Here is a 25575-nt window from a genome sequence, read left to right as displayed (position 1 = left end):
AGAGACCCAAGGAAATGCCAAAGCTGACCGATTATCAGCCGACAAAGTTTATGCTTCCAACATCTCACTATGATGCGGCGAAAGCGGACCGGGCGGTGAAGTTCATCGAGATGCTTCGTCACACCAAAGGCAAGTGGGCCGGAAAACGTTTCTGGCTTCTGCCTTGGCAGGAGAAAATTATCCGGGATCTCTTTGGAATCGTAAAGCCCGACGGAAACCGGCAGTTCCGGACAGCCTATATCGAGATTGGCAAGAAGAATGGAAAGTCAGAGCTTGCCGCCGCAGTTGCCCTGTACCTGCTGTATGCGGACAACGAACCATCCGCAGAAGTCTATGGCGCTGCCGCGGATCGTCAGCAGGCATCGATCGTTTTTGATGTCGCCCACCAGATGGTGAACATGACACCAGCGCTTTTAAAGCGCTCCAAGATCATGGCGGCCAGCAAGCGAATTGTAAATTACAGTAACGCCGGATTCTACCAGGTGCTTTCTGCAGAGGTGGGAACAAAACATGGACTGAATGTTTCTGGTCTTGTGCTAGACGAGGTTCATGCGCAACCGACACGAAAGCTGTATGACGTTCTAACCCAAGGCTCCGGTGATGCGAGAGAGCAGCCGCTATATTTCCTGATTACTACCGCCGGAACCGATAAGAATTCGATCTGCTACGAGCTGCACCAGAAGGCAAAAGACATCCTCTCTGGGCAGCGTGTGGATCATACGTTTTATCCAGTCGTCTACGGATTGGAAGAAGATGAGGATTGGCACGATGAGAAGAACTGGTACAAAGCAAATCCAAGTCTCGGGCAGACGATTGACATTGAACGTGTCCGGGAGCATTACCACGAGGCAATGGAAAATCCGGCGGAGGAGGCGGTGTTTAAGCAGCTACGACTGAACATGTGGGTATCTTCAACGACCGCCTTCATTCCGGAGCAGGTTTTTGATCAGGGCAATGAGCCGATTGATCTGGACAGTCTCCGGGGAAGGGAATGTTACGGTGGACTCGATCTTTCGAGCACCGGCGACATCACAGCTCTGGTTCTGATGTTCCCGCCGAGAGATGAAACGGAGAAGTACATCTGCCTGCCATTCTTCTGGGTTCCGGAGGACACCATCCCGATCCGGGTACGAAGGGCCTCTGTTCCCTACGATATCTGGGTAAAGCAGGGATATATGAAGGCGACGGAAGGAAATGTGATCGACTACAACTTCATCGAGAAGTTCATCCTGGATCTCTACAAGATCTACAACATCAAGGAAATCGCGGTTGACCGATGGAATGCGACTCAGCTCATCATCAATCTTCAGGATGACGGCTTGACGATGGTGCCCTTTGGACAGGGCTTCAAAGATATGTCCGCCCCGACCAAGGAGTTCTACAAGCTGATGATGGAAGGAAAGATCATCCACGGTGGTAATCCGGTCCTTCGGTGGATGGCCCTGAACGTGGTAGTAGATCGGGACGCTGCCGATAACATCAAACCGACGAAGGCGAAATCACCCGAAAAGATCGACGGTATCGTTGCATCGATTATGGCGCTGGATCGCTGTATCCGGCAGGAACAAGCAGAGAGTGTTTACGACAGCCGAGGGCTGATCACATTTTGATGGAGGAAGGATCGATGGGATTTAAGGATTTATTTCACAGAAGGAAGGCAAGAGCGGATCCGAAGGATGCAACATCCGGCAGTGCCTACCGGGCCTACTACGGGCACACCTCATCCGGCAAAACCGTGACAGAGCGAAGCTCCATGCAGGTGACTGCCGTGTATGCCTGTGTCCGGGTTCTGGCGGAGGCCGTGGCAAGCCTGCCCTTACACCTCTACAAAGAGGAGGACGGCAGCAAGGTAAAGGCTGTCGATCATCCCTTGTACTTTCTTCTTCACAGTGAGCCGAATGAGGAGATGACGGCCTACACCTTTTGGGAGACGCTTCTCACACACCTTCTCCTGTGGGGGAATGCCTATGTGCAGATTATCCGGAATGGAAAGGGCGAGATCACCGCGCTGTATCCTCTGATGCCAAACCGCATGACGGTGGACCGGGATGAGAACGGACACATCTATTATCAGTATCTCTGGTCCAAGGGATCCGATGCGCCAACCATGAAAGAAACGATCGTCAAGCTCTCTCCTCACGAGGTGATGCAGATTCCGGGGCTTGGATTTGACGGCCTTGTGGGATACAGCCCGATTGCGATGGCAAAGAACAGCATCGGTCTTTCGATGGCCTGTGAGGAATATGGCTCTAAGTTCTTTGAGAATGGAGCCGCGCCATCCGGTGTTCTCGAGCATCCCGGTATCCTGAAGGATCCGGAGAAAGTGAGAGATAGCTGGCAGGCTGCCTTTGGCGGGAGCCAGAACGCCGGGAAGGTTGCGGTGTTGGAAGAGGGCATGAAGTATTCGCCGATCTCCATCAATCCGCAGGAGGCGCAGTTTCTGGATACTCGAAAGTTCCAGATCGATGAGATCGCAAGGATCTTCCGGGTGCCGCCGCATATGATTGGAGATCTTGAGCACGCGACTTTTTCTAACATTGAAGAACAGTCGCTGGAATTTGTGACCTACAGTCTGCAGCCGTGGCTTGCCAGAATCGAGTCTGCGATCTCTCGGTCGCTCCTTACCCCGGAGGAGAAGAAGATCTATTATGCGCGTTTCAACGTGGACGGTCTTCTTCGCGGCAACTATGAGAGCCGCATGCAGGGATACGCGACTGGCATCAGTAACGGATTTTTGTGTGTGAACGATGTCCGGCGCTTAGAGAACATGGACCTCGTGCCCGACGAAGAGGGCGGGAACCTGTTTCTTGTAAACGGAACCATGACGCCTCTTCGGAGTGCTGGCGCAGCCTACCAGAGCGGTTCTGGAGGTAGTGATCCTCCGGAGCAGGATGAGCCCGATGAAGAACCTAAGGAAGATACCGAAAACAAAAAGCCCCACAGAAGGGGAAGGAGGAACACATGAACAAGTTTTGGAAGTGGGTGCGGAACAAGGCACCGGATGGAGAAGATCCTGACCTTTCAGCACGCACGCTGTTTTTAAACGGAACCATTGCTTCGGAGAGTTGGTTTGACGATGACGTCACGCCAGCTCTTTTTAAGTCTGACCTTGATTCCGGGAAAGGACCGATCACGGTCTGGATCAACTCTCCAGGTGGCGATGTCTGGGCGGCGGCACAGATCTACAACATGCTCTTATCTTATTCCGGGAAGGTCACTGTGAAGATCGACGGCCTTGCAGCATCGGCAGCATCGGTCATTGCGATGGCAGGAGACGAGGTTCTTGTCTCTCCGGTGTCGATGCTGATGATCCACAACCCATCCACGATGGCAATGGGGGATAAGGATGATCTTGCGCAGGCCATCTCGATGCTCGATTCCGTCAAGGATTCGATCCTGAATGCCTACGTCAAGAAGACCGGGCTCTCCAAGAACAAGCTCAGTAAGCTTATGGACGATGAGACCTGGATGGATGCGAGCAAGGCCGTGGAGCTTGGCTTTGCAGACCGTGTGATGGAGCGACCGGATCTCTATCACAGTGAGCAGGAAGAGGACAATTCGGCCAAGGAAAATCCGGAGGAATCTGAAGACAAGCCCGGGCAAGCACCAAATGATCCTGAGAAGAACGAGGATCTGCTTGCTGCGGGCTTTCTTTATTCCAGTCGTCAAATGGCGGCTGCATTTACCAACAAGGTGAAGGAACACTACAAAGTTAGAAACAAGGCATCGGAAGCACCGATCGCTAAGGATACTGCAGACAAGGGCCGGAGCGTGGATGCTCTGATGGATCGCCTGAATCTGCTGCACAAAGTGATGTGAGGAGGAGAACACAATGAACGTACAGGATTTGATTGCAAAGAGAGCAAGAGCGTGGGAGGCAGCAAAGGCCTTCCTCGAAGCACACAGAGGAGAGAACGGCGTCCTTTCTGCCGCCGATGGAGAAACCTATGACCGCATGGAAAAGGAGATCACAGATCTCACCAAGGAGATCGACCGTCTGAATCGTCAGGCTGCTATTGAGGCACAGCTGAGTCAGCCGACTTCTTCTCCTCTTTCCAACATGCCTTCCGCAGGCAGTGAGAAGCCGAAGAAGCAGGGACGCGCTTCCGATCAGTATGCAAAAGATATGCTGACCGCCATGCGCACGAACTTCCATCAGGTTTCCGACATCCTGCAGGAGGGTGTGGATGCCGATGGCGGATACCTCGTTCCGGAGGAGTGGGACAACCGCCTCATCGATGTCCTGAATGAAGAGAACATCATGCGGGGCCTTGCAACCCACATCACGACTTCCGGCGAGCACAAGATCAACATCGCGGGAGCCAAGCCGACCGCGGCATGGATCGAAGAGGGTGGCGCGCTTCAGTTCACAGACGCGAAGTTTGGACAGAAGATTATGGACGCCCATAAGCTCCATGTGGCGGTGAAGGTTACCGAGGAGCTTCTGTATGACTCCATGTTTGACCTTGCAAGCTACATCACCACTCAGTTTGGAATCGCCATTGCCAATGCCGAGGAGGATGCTTTCCTGAACGGCGATGGGAAGGGGAAGCCCACCGGTCTCTTTGATGAGACCAATGGCGGCACGGTCGCAAAGACCCTCACCGGCACCAAGCTTGGCACCGATGATGTGCTGGATCTGGTCTACGCCCTGAAGCGTCCGTACCGGAAGAAGGCATCGTTCATCATGAACGACCAGACCCTTGCAACTCTCCGGAAGCTTAAGGACAACAACGGCGCCTACATCTGGCAGCCGTCCTATCAGGCAGGGGAGCCGGACAGACTTCTTGGCTATGCGGTTCACACCAGCGCCTTTGCACCGGAGCTTGCGGCAGGAAAGCCTGTGATGGCCTTTGGTGACTACAGCTACTACAACATCGGCGATCGCGGCAGTCGTTCCATGCAGGAGCTTCGTGAGCTCTTTGCGGGAAACGGCATGATCGGGTATGTTGCCAAGGAGCGTGTCGATGGCCTTCTGGTTCTTCCGGAGGCCGTGCAGATCATGAAGGCTGGCGGTACGGATGCGAAGCCTTGATAAAAGGAGGTTGTAAGTCATGCTGACACTGGACGAGGTGAAACAGTATTTAAGGGTGGATAGCTCCGAAGAGGACGCGCTGATTGAGGGTCTCATAAAGACCGCTGACTCCCTCGTCCGGGATGTCGGCAGGATGAGTCAGCCTGACATTCCGGATGCTTCAAAACCTGTGATGATGGCTGCGGAGCTTTATACGGTTGCTTATCTTTACGAGCACAGGGAGGAGGCAGACCATCACGGTCTGATCCTTACCCTCCGTGCTCTTTTGTTTGGAATCAGGGAGGAGAGGTTCTGATGCGGATTGCAGACTTAAATCTCCGGATTACTTTCCAGAAAATGTCTGTTGTAACGGATAAATACGGCAACCACACAAATGCCTACAAGGATTACTTTTCCTGCTATGCGACAGCGTCCGGATCCGGAAACGAGGCCAGCGAAGCAGGCGTTACCACGCCGAAGGAGACGATCGACTTTACCGTCCGCTGGTGCAAGGTACTGGATCCGGTCACATCGGACGGATGGAGGATCACGGCAGGAAACAAGACCTACAACATCCTCTACGTAAACCCGATGGGAAACCACAGGAAGTGCATGAAATTCCACTGCGAAAGGATGCGCAAATGAATGACAAGATCAAACCGGAACAGCTCTCTGACGCCATCATGGAAGGACTCGAGGAATATAAAAGCCTCTCCACAGATGCCATGAAGGAGGCTGTGAAGAAGACGGCAAAAGATGTAAAGAAAGAGATCCAGAGCAAAGCCCCTGTGAGAACCGGAAAGTATAAGAAATCATGGAAGGTGACCAAGACCGAGGAGAATGCCGAGAAGCTCGTGATGACTGTTCATGCCGGGCGCTATCAGCTGACCCATCTTCTGGAGCATGGTCATGCCAAACGTGGTGGAGGCAGGGTTGCGGCGATCCCGCATATCGCTGTCGCGGAAGCGGACGGGGTAAAAGAACTCGAGGATGAGATCACGGACTCTTTAGAGAAGGGAGGAGGTTCATGACCTACGATGAGATTGTAACAATGCTTGAGGAAGCAAATCTCCCTCTCGCTTATGACCACTTCGCTGAGGGCGAGTCACCGGATCCGCCCTTTCTTATTTTCTTAAGTCCATCGGAGGAGATCTTCGGCGCGGACAACATTTCCTACGCTGCGTTCCCGGAAATCAACGTAGAACTCTATACAGACAGGAAAGATCCAAAACTGGAACAGCGGCTTGAGGATATCTTCACCCGGCATGATGTCTTTTATCTAAAGTCCGAGACTTGGATCGAATCCGAGAGATTCTTTGAAACACTTTATCAAATCACACCTTAAGGAGGCATATCTATGGGTAACAGAAACAAGGTGAGGTACGGCCTGAAAAACGTCCACTACGCCCTGCTTTCTTCTGCGGAGGACGGGACGGTTAGTTACGGCAAGCCGGTTGTCTGGCCCGGTGCCGTGTCGATCAAGTTTTCGGCACAGGGAAGCCAGGAACCGTTCTACGCAGATGACATCAAGTATTACGTGACAAGTTCCAACACCGGCTATAACGGCGATCTGGAAACAGCCCTTGTCCCGGAGGATTTCAAGACAGATGTCCTCGGCGAGATCAAGGACGCAAACGGCGTGTTCGTGGAGAATGCGGACGCACAGCCTGTTCCCTTCGCCCTGCTATTTGAGTTTGTCGGCGATGCCAGAGCCATCCGCCATGTGCTTTATAACTGCACGGCAAGCCGTCCGGATATCGAAGCGCAGACCAAGGAGGATAAGGTATCCGTCAAGACCGAGAGCCTTACGATCGACGCATCCTCGATCTACAACAAGGACCTCGACGCAAACATCGTAAAGGCTGACACATCCTCCGAGACGGACGAAGCCACCTACAAGAGCTGGTATGATTCCGTCCACCTTCCGGCGAAGAAGGCCGCAAGCGGATCTACTGCTTCAGGAGGGACGAGTAGCACTTCCAGCACTTCAACGTCAGGAAAGTAAGGGGGTAAACCATGAGAAAAGAAATCGAAATGACTCTGGAGAACGGCAGCATAAAGCCGTTCTCCTTTGAAGCAAACGGTGCGACCGCTATTCTCTACCGGATGGTTTTCCATGAGGATCTGATGGTTACGATGAACAATCTCTCTAGCGCAAACCTTGATACCTTAGTCGGCGCGAAGCTCGCCTACATCATGCATGCGCAGGCAGAAAGCACGCCCACCTCTCAGCTTTCTCTCGATGACTTCATTCACTGGGCGGCAGGCTTTGACGGCATGAGCTTAATCGAGGGGCTGGATTCCTTCGTGGCAGTCTACCTCGGAAACCGCACCGCTACCACAGAGCCAAAAAAAGAGGACGCCCAACTGACAGAGAAATAAACACAGCGGTCTACTTACTCCGCTGTAAGCAGTTGGGCTTTACCCTTCCGGAGCTTTCTTTGATCGAGGAAGGCATGGTATTTGATGTACTCTCTGAATCTGATAACGATGAGAACGGTGACTACTGCGAGGTGGCGACACAGGAGGATATGGATAACTGGTGAATAGTATCATGAACTGCAGTTCAGATTGTAAGCATATAGTATGTCTGTTAAAATCAAACATATGATATTGGGTTTTATATATGATGGAGGCAGACAATTGAAACAAGATAAAAAAGGGGATAATGATACAAAGATTGTATGCGATATAAAAGACGGCAAAATAAAGGTTGGGAAAAAATATTATTCTGCTGGTCAACTAAAGGTATTCTCAGTTATTTTTTATATTCTTGGAGTTCTTTGGATTCTGATGGGCTTACCTGTTATGCCCTTAGGAGTGATTTTTCTTCTGTTTGGAATTTTTTGCCTATGGATGGGAAGATCTTATTCCCGCCTCCGAAAAATACTGATGAATTCACAATCAAAAAGTGCTATAGAACAATCGCGGAGTGATGTATCAGAAACGGCTGCTAATTCAACTGATCATTCTACGCCAGCAGAGATGCTAGAGTCGAGCGTTAAACAATCTCACTCCACTTATCCATTTAAAGACGATGATGGTCGGATTTTACGTTACAGTTATTATGATGTTGAGGTAAAAGGATTCGATCATCAAAATTTTGACATTAAAAAGCTTGAGTTGGAAAAATTTGTTACCTTTGATTTTGAACCAGATAATCAGTATGATCCAAACGCAATTGCTATTTTTTATGATGATCAAAAAATAGGTTATGTTCCACAGAACTCTTTACAGAGTATGGTGAAAAAATACTCTGATGGAAAAGAGCATCAAATCTGTGGTTTTATTTCTTGTATCAATGAAGATCTTAATGAAGTTCAGATTGCATTAGGCTTCTACTCCAAAGTAAATAATGACCTAGACGTATTTAAATGCAGGTTGTGTAAAACCCGTGCAAAAGATTCTATGGGTGATTCCAGGCAAGAAAATCTTGAACTAGTAGAAACTGGGTGCCCTGTTGATCTGGAGTACAATGATGAAAGTGAAACGTATCTGGTATGTGATGATACAGGAGAAGAATTGGGAGAAATATCCAAAAAACAGTCTGCTCAAATATATGATATCATAGGTGATACAGAACCGTTTCATGCTGAAGTCAGTGAACTTGATACTGATGATGACGATAAAATCATTTGTACTATCGAGGTATGGATTAAGTAAATTAATAGGATTAACAACAAGTGTCACTCATATAGTTTAGTGATGATCGACCGGAACACCCCATCGTGGTGCTCCGGTTTTTTGATGCCATTTTTCAGGAAGGAGGACAGCTATGGCTGACCGTATCAAAGGAATCACAGTAGAAATCGGCGGTGATACGACTAAGCTGTCCGATGCCTTAAAGGGCGTAAATAAGTCGATCCGTGAGACGCAGGATCAGCTTCGGGATGTAAATAAGCTCTTGAAGCTTGATCCCGGTAACGCTGACCTTCTCGTCCAGAAACAAAAATATCTCTCTGAGGCGATCTCCGACACAAAGGAGAAACTTGCGCAGGAACAGGATGCCTTAAAACAGCTGCAGCAAGGGCCGCAGACTGAGGAGACCATCAAGCAGCAAGAAGCCCTGACCCGTGAGATCGAGAACACCAAGCAGTCTCTTGAGAAGCTGAAATCTGAGTTCAAGGATGTCGGATCTGTGGCAGGTGTCCAGCTCCAGCAGGCCGGGCAAAAGATGAAGGACGTCGGTGACAAGATCACAGGTGTCGGCACTTCACTTTCCACCCATGTGACCGCTCCGATTGCCGCTGTCGGCGCGGCCTCTCTTGCCGCTTTTAAGGAAGTGGATGAGGGAGCTGATATCGTAACGCAAAAGACCGGAGCAAGCGGCAAGGCATTAAAGGAAATGCAGGATGCGGCAAACGATATTGCGACATCCATTCCTACCGACTTTGCTACGGCAGGTTCCGCGATCGGCGAAGTAAATACCAGATTCGGCCTTACCGGGGAGAAACTTAAGAATCTCTCCCAGCAGTTTGTAGAGTTTGCTTCTTTAAATGACACGGACGTATCGACCTCCATCGATAACGTCTCCTCGGTACTTAACGCCTTCGGAATGGATGCCTCCGAGGCGGGCGGTATGCTTGATGTCTTAAACTCTGTCGGTCAGGCTACCGGTCTTTCGATGGATACTCTCTCGCAGGATCTCTCGCAGAACGCCGCACAACTCCAGTCAATGGGGCTTAACGCCACTCAGTCTGCCCAGTTTCTCGGGAATGTCGAGATGTCCGGACTGGATGTAGGAGTCGCGATGGCAGGTATGAAGAAAGCCATGAAGGAAGCCGCCGGGAACGGGCAGACCCTTGACCAGGCCTTAAAAGACTTCTCGAATACCATGCACTCGAACAAGAGCGATACAGAGAAGCTTCAGGCCGCCTACGATCTGTTCGGATCCAAGGCCGGCGCTTCCATCTACAACGCCATGCAAACCGGAAAGCTCTCCCTTGACGGTTTCTCCTCCGATATGAGTTCCTTCTCCGGAAACGTATCAAAGACATTCGATGATACCCTAGACCCGATTGATAAGTTCCAGACCACGCTTAATCAGCTTAAAATTACGGGAGCTGAGATCGGAAACTCCCTCTCCGCTGTCCTTGCTCCGATGCTTCAGCAGGCGGCAGCCGCCTTAAAGCAGTTCGCAGGCTTCTGGGAAAAGCTGCCTGCGCCAATGCAGCAGTTTATCATAAAGGCAGCCCTTGTTGCTGCAGCCGTAGGGCCTGTCCTGGTAGGCATTGGCAAAGTGACAAGCTCGATCGGCACGATTACCTCAGGCATTGGTAAGGTCATGACGCATCTCGGAGGACTCTCCGGCGCAATGACAGCATTCAGCTCTGTGGGCTTACTTCCGATGATCGGCATCATCGCCGCCGTAGTTGCTGCCGTGGTGGCTGTCATTGCGATCATAAAGAACTGGGGAGCAATATCCAACTGGTTTAAGGGAGTCTGGGAAGGCGTCTGTAACGGCGTAAAGGCGGTAGGAACAGACCTCGGAAACTTCTTCACCGGGCTCTGGAATGGAATAAAGACTGTGACAACCACAGCGTGGAACGGAATAAAGACCGGCGTATCGACTGTCTGGAACGGCATGAAAACAGGCGCATCCAGCGTATTCAACGGGATAAAGACAAATATCTCGAATGCATGGAATACTGTAAAGACCAATACTACTACGGCATGGAGCGCGATAAAGTCAAGCGTTGCCCAGCACGGAGGCGGCATCAAGGGTGTGATCAGCACGGCGATGGAAGGCTACAAGTCCATCTGGAAAGCGGGCTTTGATGTAATGAATCAGGTAACCGGAGGAAGGCTGGGCATTATTCTCTCCGCTATTCAGGGCAAGATGTCAGGAGTAAAATCTGCTTTTTCAGGGGCTATGGATCACGCAAAGTCCGTGGTAAGCGGAGGACTTGATCGGATCAAGAACTTCTTTGCCGGATGCCATCTGAGTTTTCCGAAGATCAAGCTCCCGCATTTTTCCATCAGCGGACAGCTCTCACTTAAGCCGCCTTCCGTTCCCCATCTCTCTGTCTGCTGGTATAAAAAAGCTATGGACGAGCCTTATATCCTCCAAAGTCCTACAATCTTCGGAGCAGCCGGAGGAAGTCTCTTAGGCGGCGGTGAAGCCGGTGAGGAAGCAATCGTGGGAACGGACCGTCTCTCGTCCCTTGTGACGAACGCTGTCCTCGCTGCTGGCGGAGGCAGTGCTCAGACCATCGTAATCCCCGTCTATATCGGGCAGGAACGCATTGACGAGCTGGTGGTGAAGGCCACCCAAAGGACAAACTACAGGTCGGGAGGCAGATGATGTTAAAGAAGGATTTTCCAATCTACTTTGATGATACGAAGCTCTTCTGGCCAGTGAAATGGGACGAGAGCTACGAGGTCGTGGAAAGCAAGAATACCACAGAGGCGGGAACGGATCAGATCATCGTGACAAGATACGATAAGCTGACTGTCTCTGCCTCTTTTCAGTGTTCTGACAAGTGGGCGGCTGCCTTTGCCGCCTTTCGTGATAAAGACAGCATCGCGGTAAGGCTCTATGACTTAAAGACACAGGACTACAAAACAAGGACGATGCGGATTAGAAACTTTAAGACCGGACCGGAAAAAAACAGTGAAAAGCTGTCCGTGACGAACGGACTCTATACCGTGAGTTTTGACCTGCTGGAATTTTAAGGAAGGAGGCGCTTCATGTACGCCGTAAGCGATAAATACAAGGCTGCCATGAAGCAGCCGGTACAGAGATTTCGGATGACTGGAAAAGTCGGGAGGGCATCCTTTACGGATGACAACATTCTTTCCGGATCCTTCTCCATCACGAACCAGTGCTCGGATGACTCTTCACTCCAGATCGGACAGGTCTACATCGGGGAACTGGATGTGACGCTCATGAACCTGAAGATCCCTAGGTACAGTTGGAAGGACCAGGAGATCGCACCGGTTTTCGGAATGCGGCTTGCAGACGGAAGCTTCGAGGATGTGCCGCTTGGCGTGTTCACCATAGACTCTGCAAAGCATACCGCTTCCGGTGTGGTGATCAAGGCATATGATCACATGGCAAAGTTCGATAAGAACTGCTCCGTCACGTCCATCAACGGTACCGCCTACAACCTGATGCTGACAGCTTGTACAGCCTGCGGGCTTTCTCTTGGAACTACCAGTGAAGCGTTCGCAGCAATGGCAAACGGCTCTGATGAGCTTTCCCTTTACAGGGAATCCGATATCGAAACCTGGCGGGACTTTGTTTCGTGGGTTGCTGCCTCGATTGCCGCGAATGTCTATGCCGGACGGGATGGAAAGATCTATGTCAAATCTTATGGTCAAACTGTGGTTGATGAGATCGACACCGAACATCGGTTTACCGGATGTGAGTTCTCCGATTTCTCAACCAGATACACCGGTCTCTCCGTTGTGAATATCGATGCAAAGAGCACATCCTACTATGCCCTCGATACGGATGACGGCCTTACCTACAACATCGGATCGGATCCCTTCCTCCAGTATGGTGTGGAGGAGAAGAAGGACGCACAGAGAAGGGCAATCCTCACCGCACTTTCGAAGGTTGACTACGTGCCGTTTAAGGCGGAGCTGATCGGGAATCCCGCCTATGATCTCATGGACGTGTTTCGCTTTACCGATGGGCTTGCCGACAAGGACAAGCTCTTCTGCATGACGAAGTACGCGTTCAACTACAACAAGTCCTTCACGATGCAGGGCGTGGGGCAGGACCCGGCGCTGGCATCGGCAAAGTCCAAGACGGACAAGAACCTGCAGGGCATCTTGTCCTCCAATGAGAATCAGGACTATATCCGCTACTTCGATTACCAGAACGCTGCTGATTTCGACATCGCGGATACAGCAAAAGCCAAGATCATTGATATCCGCTATGTCACGGTGAAGGATACCCACATCGACTTCCACGCGGAGATCAAGCTGACGCTCGACACGACAGAGACAGAAGCGGAAGAAATAATATCGGATACCGACGCGGTGATGGTCGTTACGTACTACCTGAACGGGGAGGAGGTCAAGGATTATGTTCCGGTGGAAATGCTGCCGGATGGGACGCACCTTCTGCATCTTCTCTTCACCTGGAACAGCACGGCAAACCTTACGGGGAACTTTGAAGTTTGGCTCTCAATGGCCGGTGGCAGCTGCCACATCGCACGTGGAGATGCAAGAGCTTACATGGCAGGACAGGGACTGGCAGGAAACGGTGCTTGGGATGGAACGGTCACAGTTTACGATACGCTTCCGGGCATGAACCTGTTTCCGGTGTGCCGGGGCGTTGATACTTCGGTGGACTTCAGCCTCTTTTCCCCGGGGACATATGGCTATTCCGACATCGTTCCTTCAATGTCTCTTACGAGTGTGCTGCAGCCGATCGCTGGCACCATCGGTCCGGTGAAGTTCCTGCACCGGTTTGATACGGAGCACCTTGACGCGGTCACCTACAACACGGATGAGATTGAAGTGAAGGATGGCGTATGGAAGCTGAAGGATGGAGTGACGATCGCGGAACTTGTGACAAAGGATTGTGAAGTGGAACAGGTTCTCAATGCCGCATCGAACTGTGACAGCAACAACGTGAACTTCCTTGCCTCCTTCGATCATGGCGGCACCTGGTGGGAATACGCCAACGGATGGATCACACCGGATACCAAGAAGGAGTCTTATGGCATGTTCGCCCCGGCAATGAAGGAGATAACAAAGGAACAGTGGGCCGTAAAGCTCACCGGTTCCATTCAATTGAAGACGATCATCCATGAGAAGGGGACACTTACGGATATCCAGATCTTTACGAAAGAGGTGGAAGAATGATCAAAGGACATACCAAAATCGAGCTCTTTAATGCCAAGACAGGAGAGCGTGAGTTCGAATATGAAAAGGACAACCTCGTTACGAACGCAGTGCAGGAGCTGATTGCTTTCCAAACCATGATCGGAAGACCGATGAACAATAATGTCTTTCCCATTGCGAAGAATGCTCTCGGCGGTATCCTGCTTTTTGACGGGAAGCTCACTGAGGATGTGAACAATACAAACTTCCCAACAGAGGCGAAGCTGGTCGGCTATGCTTCCCGGGATACCAACACCGATGACGCCATGCGAGGATCCTTAAATGCGATCGAGACACATAAAACAGATACCGGCTATGTCTCCGTCTGGGACTTCGGTACGGCGCAGGCAAACGGAACCATTCAGTCGGTTGCCCTGACGAGTGCCTATGCCGGAGTGAATCCCTTCCAGAGACAGGTTTGCGGGGACTTCTTCTGTGATATGGATACCATCGAAAATAAGGAACATAACGGGAGGCCATTCCTCGTAAAGGATGGGTTTGTTTATTGGCTGAATGCGGATGGTGTCACAGTTCAGCGCGGAAGGTTTGATCCCTATGCGGTGAAGGTGGCCGATCTGACTTATGGTTCTTTTACCCTTCCGTATGAGAACGTAACGACGCTGGAGCTTCCAGATTATAAGAATTTTAGCAATATTGGTCCGGCAAAATACTGGATGCCCGGTACGGATGGCTACCTCTATCTCATCACGCAAAACAACCGGGTCAGCAGTTATACCTCTTACGGCAACACCTACTACAACTATTATTACGATGAGGGAAATGAAAAGGACGACGCAAAGCTCTACATCACGAAGTACAAGATGTCAGATCTATCTTTTGAGAAGCAGCCGGAGGAGGTGGTCACGCTTGCCGGGGTGTACCTGGCTTCGAGAAATGAGTATTCGATCGTCATCAACAAGGGGTACCTCTACGCCAAATCTTATGATGCACATAGTATCTACGTTGTGAACCTGTCCAACACGGTGGACATTAAGACCTTTACCTTTGATAACAACGGAACATTCGACGGGATGACGCCGATGTTCTATAACGGCGGCGTTCAGTACCAGTATCAGTATCAGAAGGACGGGAACAATTATTACAGGACAGGCTTCCTGTATCCGGACGCTTCTCATTCCGAGGAGGCGGTTGACGGAGCTGCGATTGCAATTTTGCCGATCCTATATTCCGATGGGAAGATCCTCGCAACCTACCATTATGATGGCTATTACGATAATGACCGGATCCGGACAGCGCTCAGGTGTGCCTACCTCGGAACGATCAATAACCTGTCGTCCCCGGTAACAAAGAACGCTTCGCAGACCATGAAGATTACATATACACTGACGGACAAGGAGGATGCATGAATAAGCAGTATGAAGTTCCCTACAACTTTTCCTATGACTTTGTGCCGAAGCTCTCCCGTAGACGAGAGCTTTTTCCATATATCCGCTGCATTTACCTTCCAGCATGGAGGGAGGATGCCACCAGTACGAGAAAGGACATCGAGAAAAGGGAGGAATACCCAAAATCCTATGACGAATATGTTCTGCGACTGAAATGTCTGCAGCAGCTCGGGCTTCCGCTCTGTGTGCTGATGCAGAGGAATGCGACATTAGATGCGCTGGAGAGATATTACGACCTTGGTATCCGGATGTTTACAATCAGCGACGACTCACTTGCGATAGCGTCAAAGAGCAGACACCCGGATATCTCGGTCACGCTCTCTATTACCAGTGCTTTGACAGAATCGGATATCAAGAGCCGGGACCTCTCCATGTATGATCATATCGTGCTGTTTTTCTGGTTCTCCCGTCACCTCGATACAGTGAAGACTCTGCCAAAGAAGTATCGCTACATCCTGATTCCAAACACGGACTGCTATTGGAACTGCAGGTGGCACGATGCGCATTGGTTTGCCACAAACTGGGAAGCGGAGAGAGTAGCTACGAGCCAGTGCCGGAAATGCATTCATGATATGCAGGATACCTCGTATGTCGAGCCAGAGAACCTTTCGCACTTTGATCCGTACATCGACTCTTATAAGCTGGTAGACCGTCTCAATACAACCGACCAGATCCTCTCAGACCTTGCGAGGTACACATCCCGAAACGAGGGAGCTCAGAAGCGGGAGGAGGCGTACTTCAATGTCGATTAAGAAGATCCAGTACGGAGGCGCTCACAAAGTGATCCGGCGGCTCTGTGAGGCAGTGAATCAGCTGATCACAGCAGAAGATGTGCTCTCGAAATTTGATGCGGATGGTGACGGGGTTGTCGACAATGCCGCCAAGGTGAATGGCCATACTGTGGGAAGTGATGTCCCGGCGGATGCAGTCTTTACCGATACGGCCTATGACGACTCTGAAATGAAAGCGGCGGTCAAGGCGAACACAGACGCTCTTGGAGGACATACGGTGAAAACTGATGTTCCAGAAGGTGCTGCCTTCACCGATACCACCTACACGTTTGAGCTGAAGGATGGAAAGCTTACCATCCGGTCCTCATCGGGAACCAAGCAGGTGCTGACTCTGCCAACATCCAGCTCTGGCGGATCCAGCGGAGATGTCACAGAAGTGACAAAGCCCTCGTTTGACCACATCAAAAACGTCGCTGCCGTGACGAAGCTGGCTCTGGATGTCGATGATGGGAATGGATTCGTCACGTATAAGGCAAACAGCGCTGTTCACCTGAAGCGGTCTTCACTCACCAAGAGTGACCCGGATCTTCGTCTGAAAGTTGTCGAAGTGCAGCTTTCGGACGGAACCCTGTCGACCGACATGGACACCTATAACGGGTTCCGGTTTTATGCGACAACAGGAAAGTGCATCGTGGATAACGGAGACAATGGTACGACGTCTTACCCGGATGCAGACCAAATCGGGCATTTCAAGTTTGCCGCTGGTGTTGCCAACGATGAGACGACTCTGATGGCGTACAATCAGGCAACGCTCAAGTATAAGTACCTCATGGTGTATGTCGAAGATTAAGGGAGGTGATACCATTGATAGACTTTATCCTACGATACTGGATTCAGGAGCTGTTTGTCCTGATCATTGCTATCATCACATGGCTTTGGCGGGCGCTGCTCCGGCGAAAACGGGAGAATGACGAAATCAAAGAAGGAATGATGGCATTGCTGCACGACCGTATTTATCAGGCCTGCAGCTTTTTTATTGCCCGGGGATGGTGCTCTCCGGAAGACCGGAGCAACCTCGAGTACCTGTACAAGCCGTACAAGGCGCTTGGCGGTAATGGCACCGGAGAGTCCTTGTATAAGAAGTGTCTGGAACTGCCGCTTACGGCAGACAGAAATAACGAGAAGGAGGATTGAAGCTATGGATTTTGGAATTGCAAGTGTGGCGGCAATCACGGTGATTGCGTATCTGGTCGGCATCGGCTGTAAGGCAGCTGGATCCGTGAAGGATGAGCTGATCCCGGTGATCTGTGGATGCGTTGGTGCGGTGCTCGGCATTGCGGGGCTGTACCTGATGCCGGATTTCCCGGCAAAGGATGTCATCAACGCTCTAGCTGTTGGTATCGTATCTGGTCTAGCGGCAACTGGCGTGAACCAGATCTATAAGCAGCTGACCAAAACGAATCAGTGAGAGGAGGTGATCCTCGTATCCCGGTAGTCCCATCCGTTAATGGGATGCTGTTTCATGGCTCTTCGGGCTTCAAAACCCGGAGGGATTTTCTTGTTGGAATGAAGGAGGAGAAACACATGAGTGAATTCAGAGGAATTGACGTCAGCCATTGGCAGGGAGCTATTGACTGGGCGAAGGTCAGAGCGGCAGGCATCCAGTTCGCCATCATCAAGGCAGGCGGATCGGATGCGGGATTCTATACCGATCCAAGATGGGAAGAAAACTACAGAGGAGCAAAGGCAAATGGGATTGCTGTTGGAGCGTATTATTTTGTCGGTCCTGCCTGCACATCGGCAGAGGATGGAAAGGCCGATGCTGAGCGCTTCCTTGTACAGTTGAAGGGTAAGCAGTTCGAATACCCGGTATATATCGATGTCGAGGCAACAGCTCCGGCAACAAAGGCCGGGGCTACGGCGGCAGCAATTGCCTTTTGCAGAGCGCTAGAATCTGCCGGATACTTTGCCGGAATCTACAGCTCTACATATTCTGGGTTCCGTGAGCGACTGGACGATTCGAAGCTTACGCCATTTACCCATTGGGTAGCACAGTACGCTCCGAGATGTACTTATAGCGGAGCATACGGAATCTGGCAGTATTCATCTTCCGGACGGGTAAATGGCATCAATGGTAACGTGGATTTGGATATCTCGTATCAGGATTATCCGTCCATCATCAAGGCGGGCAGATTCAATGGCTATTCTAAGGTCGGCGCAGCGCAGCCGTTAACACCGGTACAGCCACACAAGTCGGTTGATGAACTTGCCCGGGAGGTGCTTGCCGGTAGGTGGGGCAACGGTGATGATCGGAAGAATCGCATCACAACTGCTGGCTATGATTACGCAGCCGTTCAGGCGAAGGTGAATGAGATGCTTGGTGCAAATCAGGCTGTCTACTACACGGTAAAAAGCGGAGATACGCTCTCTGCAATTGCCGTGAAATATGGAACGAGCGTATCTGCGATCCAGAGACTCAATCCTTCCGTGATCAGGAACGTCAACCTTATCCAGGTGGGATGGAAAATCAGGGTAAAATGAAAGAATGCCTGTGGGCTACTCATGATGATGGGTGGCTCACAGGTTTTTTTTGACTTTTTATTAGGTCAGTTTACAAGGAACTACACGCAGACCGTGAAACGGGCTGCTGACAACAAACGGCGCTATGCTCCCGGCTGGGTGCATAGCACCTGTTTGTTGCGGGGGTTTCCAAAGGGGGCAGCGCCCCATTTGGCACACGACTTTGCGGAGCAAAGTGTAGTGTGTTATACGCTCTGTCGGCGTTGCCCTGAAAATACCGTTGCCGCCGGGGAGGGCAAGGGCATTTGACGCGGCAGGAAAGCAGGGCTTTGTTTGGGGCTGGTAAGCCGGAAACAAAGGGCTGATTTCAGCAGCAGACAGGGCGTATTATGAAAGCTCCCGTCCCTCGTCCTCCGCCCCCGGCCTATGGGACAAAAAGTCCCAAAGCTCTGGACACCGTGACCAGATGTGTGGCCACACTCCGGGAAAAGTAGCAGGACGGCAGGAAACCGTCAAGGCTGAAATGAATGGGCTGACGCCCGGCCTTGACCGTTCCCCGCCGCCCCGCTGGATGGGTGGACAAGGTGGCCAATCCCTAAAAGTGTTTGGCCGCACTCGTTCATTTTGGGGCCTTTCTTCTCCCAAAATTGAAATGGGCGGGAAAGCCCTAAAATGGCTTTGCTACTGCCCGTAAGAGATGGAAAAACAAGATGGAAAACAAGGTTAAAAATGGTTGACAAGTCTATCGGATGTGTGTTATACTGTGCGACAGTTTGAGATTGGAAGGAGGCTTACGTGTGTTAATTTGTGTACGCTAATAAGCAATAAAAAGTAGAAGTACCTTTCCACATGATGGTGGGCTTTTTTTGCGTGCGTATGCAAAGGAACACGTAGGTTTGACACGAGCAGTCTTTGAACTGTATCGTGGTGTTTTTTCGTGCTTTGTTGTTATGCAGGCGTCTGCTCTCTCTGTGGGACAACGCCTGCTTTTTATTGCAGAAACAAAGGAACAATGCAATAAAAAAGGAGGTTCGCATTATGACCCAAAACAACAATTCATGGAGAAAAACTTATTTTACACTTCTTGCCGGACAAGCAATATCCTTTATTAGCAGCGCTATTTTGCAAATGGCCATTATCTTTTATTTGGTTGCGAAAACTAATTCTGCAATCATATTGACGGCGGCAACACTGATTGGATTTTTGCCGCAAGCCTGTTTAGGCCCGTTTGCAGGTGCTTTTGTTGACCGGCACAGCCGTAAAAGCGTAATGATTGGTGCGGATTTGATAATTGCCGCCGCTGGCGGTATTCTGGCGCTGGTGGCGTTTTACATGGAATTGCCCGTATGGTCTATTATGGTTGTCCTGTTAATCCGAAGTGCGGGAACTGCTTTTCATTCTCCAGCATTCAGCGCAGCAACACCTATGATTGTGCCAAAAGAGGAACTTACAAAATGCGCTGGTTACACGCAGACCATGCAAGCAGTAAGTGCGATTATCAGTCCAGCTGCCGCAGCGTTTTTATATGCTGTTTGGCCTCTTAATGCAATTATATTGTTAGATATTGTGGGTGCAATCCTTGCCTGTGTGACTGTTGCGATTTCGTCCATACCAACGCCTGAACTATGTCCAGAAACGAAAAGACAACAGTTTTTACAGGATATGAAAGAGGGGTATGTGGTATTAAAGCAAAACAGGGGCCTCTTTGCTCTGCTCTGGATTGGTGTAATTTATATGTTCTTTTATATGCCAATCGATACGCTTTTTCCTCTCATCTGTATGTCATACTTCAAAGGAACACCGGCCCATGCCTCTGCCGCTGAAATTGCTTTTGCGGTTGGTATGCTGCTTGGCGGAGTCATTCTGAGCATTTGGGGCGGTTTTAAGAAACGGCGGTACACCATCGGTCTTTCCGTTCTCCTGATGGGCGTTAGCAATATGCTCTCCGGGCTTTTGCCGCCAGACGCATTTCTTGTCTTTGTTGTGTGCTGTACTGTTATGGGAATTTCCGCTCCATTTTACGGTGTGCAAAATGCGATTTTTCAAGAAACGGTCAAACCAGAATATCTGGGGAGAGTTTTTTCTCTACTGACAAGCGCCGCTTCCCTCGCCATGCCGTTTGGCCTTGTCATTTCCGGGCCTCTGGCGGAGCGGCTGGGAGTTGAGAAATGGTTTTTCATTTGCGGAATTGGCATTATCATCGTTGCGCTTGCCGTATTTTTACTACCCGGTTTGAGAGAGATTGACAATACGCAATAATCAACTGCACCTTTTTCTATTACTAAACAAAATGCCTGGATGGTGGTTCTGAAAAACCAGAACCGCCGTTCAGGCATTTTTTATCTTCGTCCTCTCTGCGGTTTTGGATTCTTCAGCAAGTCGGATTTTTCCGCAATCTTTTTCAGCCACTTCCGTTCTTCTACTGACAGCTTCCTAAAATTCAGCTTGAGCCGTTTGCAGATAAACGCCAAGTACGCTTGTTCCGTGTCGCTGTCCTGGCTGACGATTTCACCAGCAGTTTAATGAATGTTAAACCACATGTTTTTCCATAATGTGGCTTCGACTTCACGGATTAGATCGATACTCTTCTGGTCTCCCAAATCAGCAAGTCTCTCAACGTTGTCCCAGTACATGTCATCCAGCATGTCGATGAGGAAGAGGATAGTCGCGTTCTGGTGATAAAGTTCTTCGATTGTGTAACTAGTCATATTCTTATGACCTCCTTCTACTTCTATATATGCGGAAAGACATGAGTTCCCCTAAAAATTTATAAAAAATATTTAATCTGATTGAAAGGTGATTGGGCTAATGGCAGCAATGCCGCTAGCCTTTATTTTTTTGCCCATTTTTGATTCTTCTTGAAAATTGCTATGCCTCCAAACACAAAAACACTGCCTTTGTGTCCGTATCTGACTGCAGGGGCAGTCCTGCCACAGCTACGAGGAGGACCGAGGCAGTATGGAAAACAATAAGAATGAAAAGAATCAGGTTGTCGAGCTTGAATGCGGGCGCCTCCCGATTGATATGACTCCGCCGGACAGAACGCTCGATGATTATCGGGCTGATTATAGCTATCACTTAGCGGTGAAGCTTCTCGATGAGCTCCGTGAAAACGGGGATATTACTGACAAGGAATACGCAAAATGTGAGCTCCATTTTCGTGAAAAATATGCTCCGTTTCTGGCGGAGATAATGCCTGAAATTCGTTGATAACATCGGGTTCCAGAGCGAATATGTCACGTACAGAAAGGAGGCCGAGACGGTGGCAACGATAACTACGATCGATCCTTCGAAGAAGGATGACAAGAAGAAACTGAAGGTAGCTGCTTACTGCAGAGTTTCAACGGGATCCGCTGAGCAGGAAGAAAGCCTGACGGCACAGAGAGAGCACTACGAGGATTACATAAAAAGTAATCCCGACTGGGAGTTTGCAGGGCTTTACTACGACGAGGCAGTCAGCGGTACCTCGACGGAGAGAAGAGAGGCGCTGGCAAAGATGCTCGAAGATGCGAAGCAGGGCAAGATCGATTTTATTCTGACAAAAAGCATTTCAAGATTCAGTCGGAACAAGATCGACTGTCTGAATATGACTCGGGAGCTTTCTGCCTGCGGTGTAGGGATCTACTTTGAGAAGGAGAACATCAACACACTGACGATGGGAAGCGAGTTCCTGCTGGCAGTCATGAGCAGCCTTGCAGAAAGTGAATCGAGAAGCATTTCTACCAATGAAAAGTGGGGCATCAAGGTCCGAATGAAGAGTGGAACCTATAAGCAGGGGACACCTCCTTATGGGTACGACATCGATGACGGGAAGCTGGTCGTCAATAAGGAGCAGGCAGAGATAGTAAGGATGGTCTTTTCCATGGCTCTTGATGGAATGGGGTCCTATAAAATTGCCAATAAGCTGAATGAACTCGGAATCAAGACCCCTAGAAACGGGAAAATGTGGAGTGCATCAAACATACGAGGCATGCTTCACAATGAGCGGTATATCGGAGACACGCTCTACATGAAGACTTTCACTGATGAAGAATACAATCATCATTACAATCACGGTGAAGTAGACCAGTATTATCTGAAGAATACGCACGAGCCTATCATTACCCAGGAGGATTTTGAAAAAGTACAGCACCTGATTGGACAAAGGAAGAAGGAAAGAAAAATTCGGGATGGAGATGGCACCTATCAAACCAATCACCTCTTCACTGGGAAAATGGTTTGTCAGCAGTGCGGGGCTCACTTGAAGCATGTTGTACGCAGCGGCAGAAAGAGTGGGTTTTATGATGCATGGGCATGTCCTACCCACATTCGTGATAAAGACAAGTGTCCACTTAAGGTGCTTGAGGATAGCAAGATTCGAGCAGCGTTTACGACCATGATGAACAAGCTCATCTTTGCACGGCGTCAGGTGCTGGAGCCATATATTAGAAACCTTGAAAGCCTAGATACAGAGACAGCGGATAAGGAAATCGGCGAGATTGACGAGAAGTATTCGGCCCTTCTGAAACAGCAGGCCGCGATCATGCAGCTTGCAGCTGATGGGGTGCTCGACCCTTCAACATGCCAGAAAGAGCTTGCCGACCTGAACGATAAGAAGAACGACCTCGGATCGAAAAAGGCATCGCTGACGATGGCCATTTCAAATAACTACAAATTCACTACCGAGGCGGGACGACTTCTCAGATACCTGAGAGACCACAACATCACGAGAGAGATGGACGAGAATGCATTTCTGGAGTTCGTTGATGAGATCGCCGTGTATTCGAGAAATATGATCGGGTTCCGGTTGAGCTGCGGACTCGAGCTGAAGGAGGAATTGAAATGAGATCAGTGCTTTATGGCTATCGGATCGAAAATGGAGAGCCGGTCATTGAGCCCAGAGAGGCCGATCGGGTGAGGGCTGCTTTTGCTTCATTCGCAAAGAATGGCAATTTAGCACAGGCACTTAGGGATTCGGGAATTCAAAAGAATCATCCATTCATGTCTCTTATGCTCAAGAATCCCAGATACAAAGGCGATGACTTCTATCCGGAAATCATTGATGGAAAGACCTTTGATGAGGTTCAGGCAAAACGGAAGAAGAAAAAGAGACCTGCAATCAGGACCACGGAGATTATGCCCGGGACCAAGTTTCGCTTTCTGGATTACAAGGACGATGAACTTCCGAAGGATCCAGTTGCGAGAGCAGCTTATGTATATGAAAGAATTGAGGTGAAGGAATAATGGCAAACGCACCAGAGGTTATCATCATTCCGGCCAGAAAGAAAATCGGGAACCGGGTGGTAAAGGAAAATGAGAAGAAGATTCACGTAGCAGCATACTGCCGGGTTTCCACGGATTCTGACGAACAGGAAGAAAGCTACGATGCCCAGGTTAAGCACTTTAAAGAGGAATTACAGAAGAATCCGGCATGGGTGTCGGCTGGGATTTATGCCGACGATGGGATCAGCGCCACAAACACCAAGAAGCGTGATCAGTTCAATCAGATGATTGATGACGCGATGGCTGGGAAGATTGATATGATCCGCACGAAATCGATCAGCCGATTCGCCAGAAATACGGTTGATTGCCTGCAGACGGTGCGGAAGCTCAGAACAAAGAACATCGGTATTTATTTCGAGAAGGAAGGTATCAATACTCTCGACGCAAATGGAGAGGTCCTTCTGACGATCCTTTCATCGCTGGCGCAGCAGGAGAGTGAATCCTTATCGCAGAACGTAAAGCTGGGATACCAGTACAGATTTCAACGGGGCAAAGTAAATGTGAACTACAATAGATTTCTAGGATATACAAAAGGTGAGGATGGAAAGCTGGAGATCGTACCTGAAGAGGCGGAAGTAGTGAAAAGAATTTATCGTGAGTATCTTGAGGGCGGAAGCACCATCAGCATTGCAAAAGGGCTCGAGCATGATGGTATTAAAACCGGGGACGGGAAAACAAAATGGTACGGAACAACTGTACAGAAAATCCTTTCCAACGAGAAGTACATAGGAGATGCGCTGCTCCAGAAAACCGTCACAATTGATACGCTGCAGAAGAAAAGAGTAAAGAACGTCGACCACTTGCCACAGTACTATGTCAAAGACGATCATCCCGCGATAATACCGAAGGAGCTGTTCTTCGAAGTCCAGGCTGAAATGACACGACGTTCTGAACTCCGCCGAGAAGGAAAGCTGAATGAGAAATATTGTAGCCATATTGCTATGAGTGGCAAGGTGATCTGCGGTGAATGCGGTGCGTCATTTCAGCGAACACACTGGATCCTGAAAGGGGAGAAAGTACTTGTGTGGAGATGCAGATCACGCCTGCAAAAGGGCAAAAAAAGCGGCTGTCATTCCAGAACGATAAGAGAAGCCGATCTTCAGAAAGCTGTCGTCAAAGCGGTACAGGATCTGATCCTTGATGAGGACAGAATATACAACGACATATGCTTGGATGTGCAGGAATTGACCACAGGAAACACGGATATTGTACTTGCCGACATCAATTCCAAACTGGCCGAGCTTCAGCAGCAGGTTCTTTCCCGGGTCAAGGCCGGAAAGAATACAACGGAGCTTGCTGAACAGATCCAGCAGCTCAGAGAAAGAAAAAACGAGATTGAGACCACAAAGTCGGAACGGAAGCGCGACGAAGAACGGGTTGCTGCTTTGCGGGAATCCGTCGAGAAAGCAAAGGATAAGGTGCTCGCCTATGATGAGCAGCTGGTGCGAAACTTCATAGAGGAGATCAGGGTCTTCCCTGCCAAGCTCACCATCATGGTGAAGGGTGGAGCAAAAGAGGACATCATAATTTAAGGATGAAAATATTTCATGCCGTCTCGGGATTCCGGGGCGGCTTTTCCTGTTGGCAAGATAATGCTACCATATTAAACTAACATTGGGCCTAAATGAGTCTATAGAAAATATCAGATGGTTATATTTGATAAACTTCCATGCAAAGAAGTGGGTCGGTAGTGAAAATCGGAATTGACCGAGCCCTTTAGAGCGAGGGATGCTTCTTGTCTGAAGGATAAGAAGATGGAGTCGCTAAAGAGTTTAACAAATCAGAATTTTACGGTCAGTAAGGA

The 25575-nt window shown here is 49.8% G+C and carries 26 protein-coding genes and 1 pseudogene; 25 read left to right on the top strand and 2 right to left on the bottom strand.

What is annotated here, in order from left to right; all coding sequences use genetic code 11:
- Nucleotides 1-14 precede the first annotated feature (14 nt).
- From ACTQZS_RS03380 to ACTQZS_RS03280, 21 genes are all read left to right on the top strand, one after another.
- On the top strand, nucleotides 15-1610 hold the full coding sequence (locus ACTQZS_RS03380) for a terminase large subunit (protein ID WP_441474745.1): 1596 nt from the start codon (nucleotides 15-17) through the stop codon (nucleotides 1608-1610).
- Nucleotides 1611-1624: 14 nt separating this feature from the next.
- A complete protein-coding gene (locus ACTQZS_RS03375) occupies nucleotides 1625-2965 on the top strand; it encodes a phage portal protein (protein ID WP_441474588.1) in 1341 nt (446 codons plus the stop codon).
- Nucleotides 2962-3819 carry a head maturation protease, ClpP-related gene (locus ACTQZS_RS03370; protein WP_441474587.1) on the top strand — a complete coding sequence of 286 codons (858 nt, stop codon included), beginning with the start codon at nucleotides 2962-2964 and terminating at the stop codon, nucleotides 3817-3819. The genes ACTQZS_RS03375 and ACTQZS_RS03370 overlap by 4 nt, the downstream gene beginning before the upstream one ends.
- Nucleotides 3820-3832: 13 nt before the next feature.
- Nucleotides 3833-5035, top strand: a complete 1203-nt coding sequence (locus ACTQZS_RS03365) for a phage major capsid protein (RefSeq protein WP_441474586.1) — start codon at nucleotides 3833-3835, stop codon at nucleotides 5033-5035.
- Between the two features lie 19 nt (nucleotides 5036-5054).
- Nucleotides 5055-5330, top strand: coding sequence for a head-tail connector protein (locus tag ACTQZS_RS03360; protein WP_441474585.1), 276 nt, complete (start codon nucleotides 5055-5057; stop codon nucleotides 5328-5330).
- Complete coding sequence (locus ACTQZS_RS03355) at nucleotides 5330-5659, top strand: phage head closure protein (protein WP_441474584.1); 330 nt, start codon at nucleotides 5330-5332, stop codon at nucleotides 5657-5659. The genes ACTQZS_RS03360 and ACTQZS_RS03355 overlap by 1 nt, the downstream gene beginning before the upstream one ends.
- On the top strand, nucleotides 5656-6045 hold the full coding sequence (locus ACTQZS_RS03350; RefSeq protein WP_441474583.1) for an HK97 gp10 family phage protein: 390 nt from the start codon (nucleotides 5656-5658) through the stop codon (nucleotides 6043-6045). Before ACTQZS_RS03355 ends, ACTQZS_RS03350 begins: the two co-directional genes overlap by 4 nt.
- The gene (locus ACTQZS_RS03345; protein ID WP_441474582.1) at nucleotides 6042-6359 is read left to right on the top strand and encodes a hypothetical protein; all 318 of its coding nucleotides are present in this window, start codon (nucleotides 6042-6044) and stop codon (nucleotides 6357-6359) included. Before ACTQZS_RS03350 ends, ACTQZS_RS03345 begins: the two co-directional genes overlap by 4 nt.
- Nucleotides 6360-6371: 12 nt before the next feature.
- On the top strand, nucleotides 6372-7019 hold the full coding sequence (locus tag ACTQZS_RS03340; RefSeq protein WP_441474581.1) for a major tail protein: 648 nt from the start codon (nucleotides 6372-6374) through the stop codon (nucleotides 7017-7019).
- Between the two features lie 11 nt (nucleotides 7020-7030).
- Nucleotides 7031-7396, top strand: a complete 366-nt coding sequence (locus ACTQZS_RS03335; protein ID WP_441474580.1) for a hypothetical protein — start codon at nucleotides 7031-7033, stop codon at nucleotides 7394-7396.
- 261 nt (nucleotides 7397-7657) lie between these two features.
- A complete protein-coding gene (locus ACTQZS_RS03330; protein ID WP_441474579.1) occupies nucleotides 7658-8677 on the top strand; it encodes an HIRAN domain-containing protein in 1020 nt (339 codons plus the stop codon).
- A 112-nt stretch (nucleotides 8678-8789) separates the two neighbouring features.
- Nucleotides 8790-11318, top strand: a complete 2529-nt coding sequence (locus ACTQZS_RS03325; RefSeq protein WP_441474578.1) for a phage tail tape measure protein — start codon at nucleotides 8790-8792, stop codon at nucleotides 11316-11318.
- Nucleotides 11315-11689, top strand: a complete 375-nt coding sequence (locus ACTQZS_RS03320; protein ID WP_441474577.1) for a hypothetical protein — start codon at nucleotides 11315-11317, stop codon at nucleotides 11687-11689. Before ACTQZS_RS03325 ends, ACTQZS_RS03320 begins: the two co-directional genes overlap by 4 nt.
- A 15-nt stretch (nucleotides 11690-11704) precedes the next feature.
- Nucleotides 11705-13834, top strand: a complete 2130-nt coding sequence (locus tag ACTQZS_RS03315; RefSeq protein ID WP_441474576.1) for a hypothetical protein — start codon at nucleotides 11705-11707, stop codon at nucleotides 13832-13834.
- Nucleotides 13831-15219, top strand: coding sequence for a hypothetical protein (locus tag ACTQZS_RS03310; RefSeq protein WP_441099613.1), 1389 nt, complete (start codon nucleotides 13831-13833; stop codon nucleotides 15217-15219). The genes ACTQZS_RS03315 and ACTQZS_RS03310 overlap by 4 nt, the downstream gene beginning before the upstream one ends.
- Nucleotides 15216-16010, top strand: coding sequence for a hypothetical protein (locus ACTQZS_RS03305; RefSeq protein ID WP_441099614.1), 795 nt, complete (start codon nucleotides 15216-15218; stop codon nucleotides 16008-16010). Before ACTQZS_RS03310 ends, ACTQZS_RS03305 begins: the two co-directional genes overlap by 4 nt.
- On the top strand, nucleotides 16000-16839 hold the full coding sequence (locus tag ACTQZS_RS03300) for a hypothetical protein (RefSeq protein WP_441099615.1): 840 nt from the start codon (nucleotides 16000-16002) through the stop codon (nucleotides 16837-16839). The genes ACTQZS_RS03305 and ACTQZS_RS03300 overlap by 11 nt, the downstream gene beginning before the upstream one ends.
- Before the next feature lie 14 nt (nucleotides 16840-16853).
- Nucleotides 16854-17183: a hypothetical protein gene (locus tag ACTQZS_RS03295; protein ID WP_441099616.1), complete on the top strand. Its 330-nt coding sequence runs from the start codon at nucleotides 16854-16856 to the stop codon at nucleotides 17181-17183.
- A gap of 4 nt (nucleotides 17184-17187) precedes the next feature.
- The gene (locus ACTQZS_RS03290) at nucleotides 17188-17457 is read left to right on the top strand and encodes a phage holin family protein (protein WP_441099617.1); all 270 of its coding nucleotides are present in this window, start codon (nucleotides 17188-17190) and stop codon (nucleotides 17455-17457) included.
- A 116-nt stretch (nucleotides 17458-17573) separates the two neighbouring features.
- Nucleotides 17574-18530 (top strand): GH25 family lysozyme, encoded by a 957-nt coding sequence (locus ACTQZS_RS03285; protein ID WP_441474575.1) that lies wholly within the window; start codon nucleotides 17574-17576, stop codon nucleotides 18528-18530.
- A gap of 1017 nt (nucleotides 18531-19547) precedes the next feature.
- Entirely contained in the window at nucleotides 19548-20768 is a 1221-nt protein-coding gene (locus tag ACTQZS_RS03280) for an MFS transporter (RefSeq protein WP_441474574.1), read from the top strand.
- 80 nt (nucleotides 20769-20848) lie between these two features.
- On the opposite strand, the pseudogene ACTQZS_RS03275 reads toward ACTQZS_RS03280, so the two are convergent.
- A pseudogene (locus tag ACTQZS_RS03275) lies at nucleotides 20849-21028 on the bottom strand (helix-turn-helix domain-containing protein); the annotation flags it as partial.
- Complete coding sequence (locus ACTQZS_RS03270) at nucleotides 21029-21217, bottom strand: hypothetical protein (protein ID WP_441099619.1); 189 nt, start codon at nucleotides 21215-21217, stop codon at nucleotides 21029-21031.
- Nucleotides 21218-21467: 250 nt separating this feature from the next.
- On the opposite strand from ACTQZS_RS03270, the gene ACTQZS_RS03265 reads away from it, so the two are divergent.
- From ACTQZS_RS03265 to ACTQZS_RS03250, 4 genes are read left to right on the top strand one after another with little or no spacing between them, the layout of a single operon-like run.
- Nucleotides 21468-21719, top strand: coding sequence for an SHOCT domain-containing protein (locus ACTQZS_RS03265; protein WP_441474573.1), 252 nt, complete (start codon nucleotides 21468-21470; stop codon nucleotides 21717-21719).
- Nucleotides 21720-21771: 52 nt separating this feature from the next.
- Nucleotides 21772-23334 carry a recombinase family protein gene (locus tag ACTQZS_RS03260; RefSeq protein WP_441474572.1) on the top strand — a complete coding sequence of 521 codons (1563 nt, stop codon included), beginning with the start codon at nucleotides 21772-21774 and terminating at the stop codon, nucleotides 23332-23334.
- On the top strand, nucleotides 23331-23732 hold the full coding sequence (locus ACTQZS_RS03255) for a hypothetical protein (RefSeq protein ID WP_441474571.1): 402 nt from the start codon (nucleotides 23331-23333) through the stop codon (nucleotides 23730-23732). The genes ACTQZS_RS03260 and ACTQZS_RS03255 overlap by 4 nt, the downstream gene beginning before the upstream one ends.
- Nucleotides 23732-25303, top strand: a complete 1572-nt coding sequence (locus ACTQZS_RS03250; protein WP_441474570.1) for a recombinase family protein — start codon at nucleotides 23732-23734, stop codon at nucleotides 25301-25303. The genes ACTQZS_RS03255 and ACTQZS_RS03250 overlap by 1 nt, the downstream gene beginning before the upstream one ends.
- Nucleotides 25304-25575 lie beyond the last annotated feature (272 nt).

Origin of the sequence: Bilifractor sp. LCP19S3_H10, from assembly GCF_052119185.1 — a bacterium.
GTDB lineage: Bacteria > Bacillota > Clostridia > Lachnospirales > Lachnospiraceae > Bilifractor.
The sequence above is the reverse complement of the archived record's forward strand: the minus strand, read 5'-3'. Positions and strand labels throughout refer to the sequence as shown.

Excerpts from the sequence above, each read along its gene's own strand:
- ACTQZS_RS03325 (WP_441474578.1), top strand. The coding sequence starts at position 8,790 with ATGGCTGACCGTATCAAAGGAATCACAGTAGAAATCGGCGGTGATACG.
- ACTQZS_RS03305 (WP_441099614.1), top strand. The coding sequence starts at position 15,216 with ATGAATAAGCAGTATGAAGTTCCCTACAACTTTTCCTATGACTTTGTG.
- ACTQZS_RS03265 (WP_441474573.1), top strand. The coding sequence starts at position 21,468 with ATGGAAAACAATAAGAATGAAAAGAATCAGGTTGTCGAGCTTGAATGC.
- ACTQZS_RS03365 (WP_441474586.1), top strand. The coding sequence starts at position 3,833 with ATGAACGTACAGGATTTGATTGCAAAGAGAGCAAGAGCGTGGGAGGCA.
- ACTQZS_RS03300 (WP_441099615.1), top strand. The coding sequence starts at position 16,000 with ATGTCGATTAAGAAGATCCAGTACGGAGGCGCTCACAAAGTGATCCGG.
- ACTQZS_RS03340 (WP_441474581.1), top strand. The coding sequence starts at position 6,372 with ATGGGTAACAGAAACAAGGTGAGGTACGGCCTGAAAAACGTCCACTAC.
- ACTQZS_RS03335 (WP_441474580.1), top strand. The coding sequence starts at position 7,031 with ATGAGAAAAGAAATCGAAATGACTCTGGAGAACGGCAGCATAAAGCCG.
- ACTQZS_RS03380 (WP_441474745.1), top strand. The coding sequence starts at position 15 with ATGCCAAAGCTGACCGATTATCAGCCGACAAAGTTTATGCTTCCAACA.
- ACTQZS_RS03350 (WP_441474583.1), top strand. The coding sequence starts at position 5,656 with ATGAATGACAAGATCAAACCGGAACAGCTCTCTGACGCCATCATGGAA.
- ACTQZS_RS03255 (WP_441474571.1), top strand. The coding sequence starts at position 23,331 with ATGAGATCAGTGCTTTATGGCTATCGGATCGAAAATGGAGAGCCGGTC.
- ACTQZS_RS03355 (WP_441474584.1), top strand. The coding sequence starts at position 5,330 with ATGCGGATTGCAGACTTAAATCTCCGGATTACTTTCCAGAAAATGTCT.
- ACTQZS_RS03250 (WP_441474570.1), top strand. The coding sequence starts at position 23,732 with ATGGCAAACGCACCAGAGGTTATCATCATTCCGGCCAGAAAGAAAATC.
- ACTQZS_RS03315 (WP_441474576.1), top strand. The coding sequence starts at position 11,705 with ATGTACGCCGTAAGCGATAAATACAAGGCTGCCATGAAGCAGCCGGTA.
- ACTQZS_RS03270 (WP_441099619.1), bottom strand. The coding sequence starts at position 21,217 with ATGACTAGTTACACAATCGAAGAACTTTATCACCAGAACGCGACTATC.
- ACTQZS_RS03375 (WP_441474588.1), top strand. The coding sequence starts at position 1,625 with ATGGGATTTAAGGATTTATTTCACAGAAGGAAGGCAAGAGCGGATCCG.
- ACTQZS_RS03285 (WP_441474575.1), top strand. The coding sequence starts at position 17,574 with ATGAGTGAATTCAGAGGAATTGACGTCAGCCATTGGCAGGGAGCTATT.
- ACTQZS_RS03345 (WP_441474582.1), top strand. The coding sequence starts at position 6,042 with ATGACCTACGATGAGATTGTAACAATGCTTGAGGAAGCAAATCTCCCT.
- ACTQZS_RS03320 (WP_441474577.1), top strand. The coding sequence starts at position 11,315 with ATGATGTTAAAGAAGGATTTTCCAATCTACTTTGATGATACGAAGCTC.
- ACTQZS_RS03310 (WP_441099613.1), top strand. The coding sequence starts at position 13,831 with ATGATCAAAGGACATACCAAAATCGAGCTCTTTAATGCCAAGACAGGA.
- ACTQZS_RS03360 (WP_441474585.1), top strand. The coding sequence starts at position 5,055 with ATGCTGACACTGGACGAGGTGAAACAGTATTTAAGGGTGGATAGCTCC.
- ACTQZS_RS03370 (WP_441474587.1), top strand. The coding sequence starts at position 2,962 with ATGAACAAGTTTTGGAAGTGGGTGCGGAACAAGGCACCGGATGGAGAA.
- ACTQZS_RS03290 (WP_441099617.1), top strand. The coding sequence starts at position 17,188 with ATGGATTTTGGAATTGCAAGTGTGGCGGCAATCACGGTGATTGCGTAT.
- ACTQZS_RS03280 (WP_441474574.1), top strand. The coding sequence starts at position 19,548 with ATGACCCAAAACAACAATTCATGGAGAAAAACTTATTTTACACTTCTT.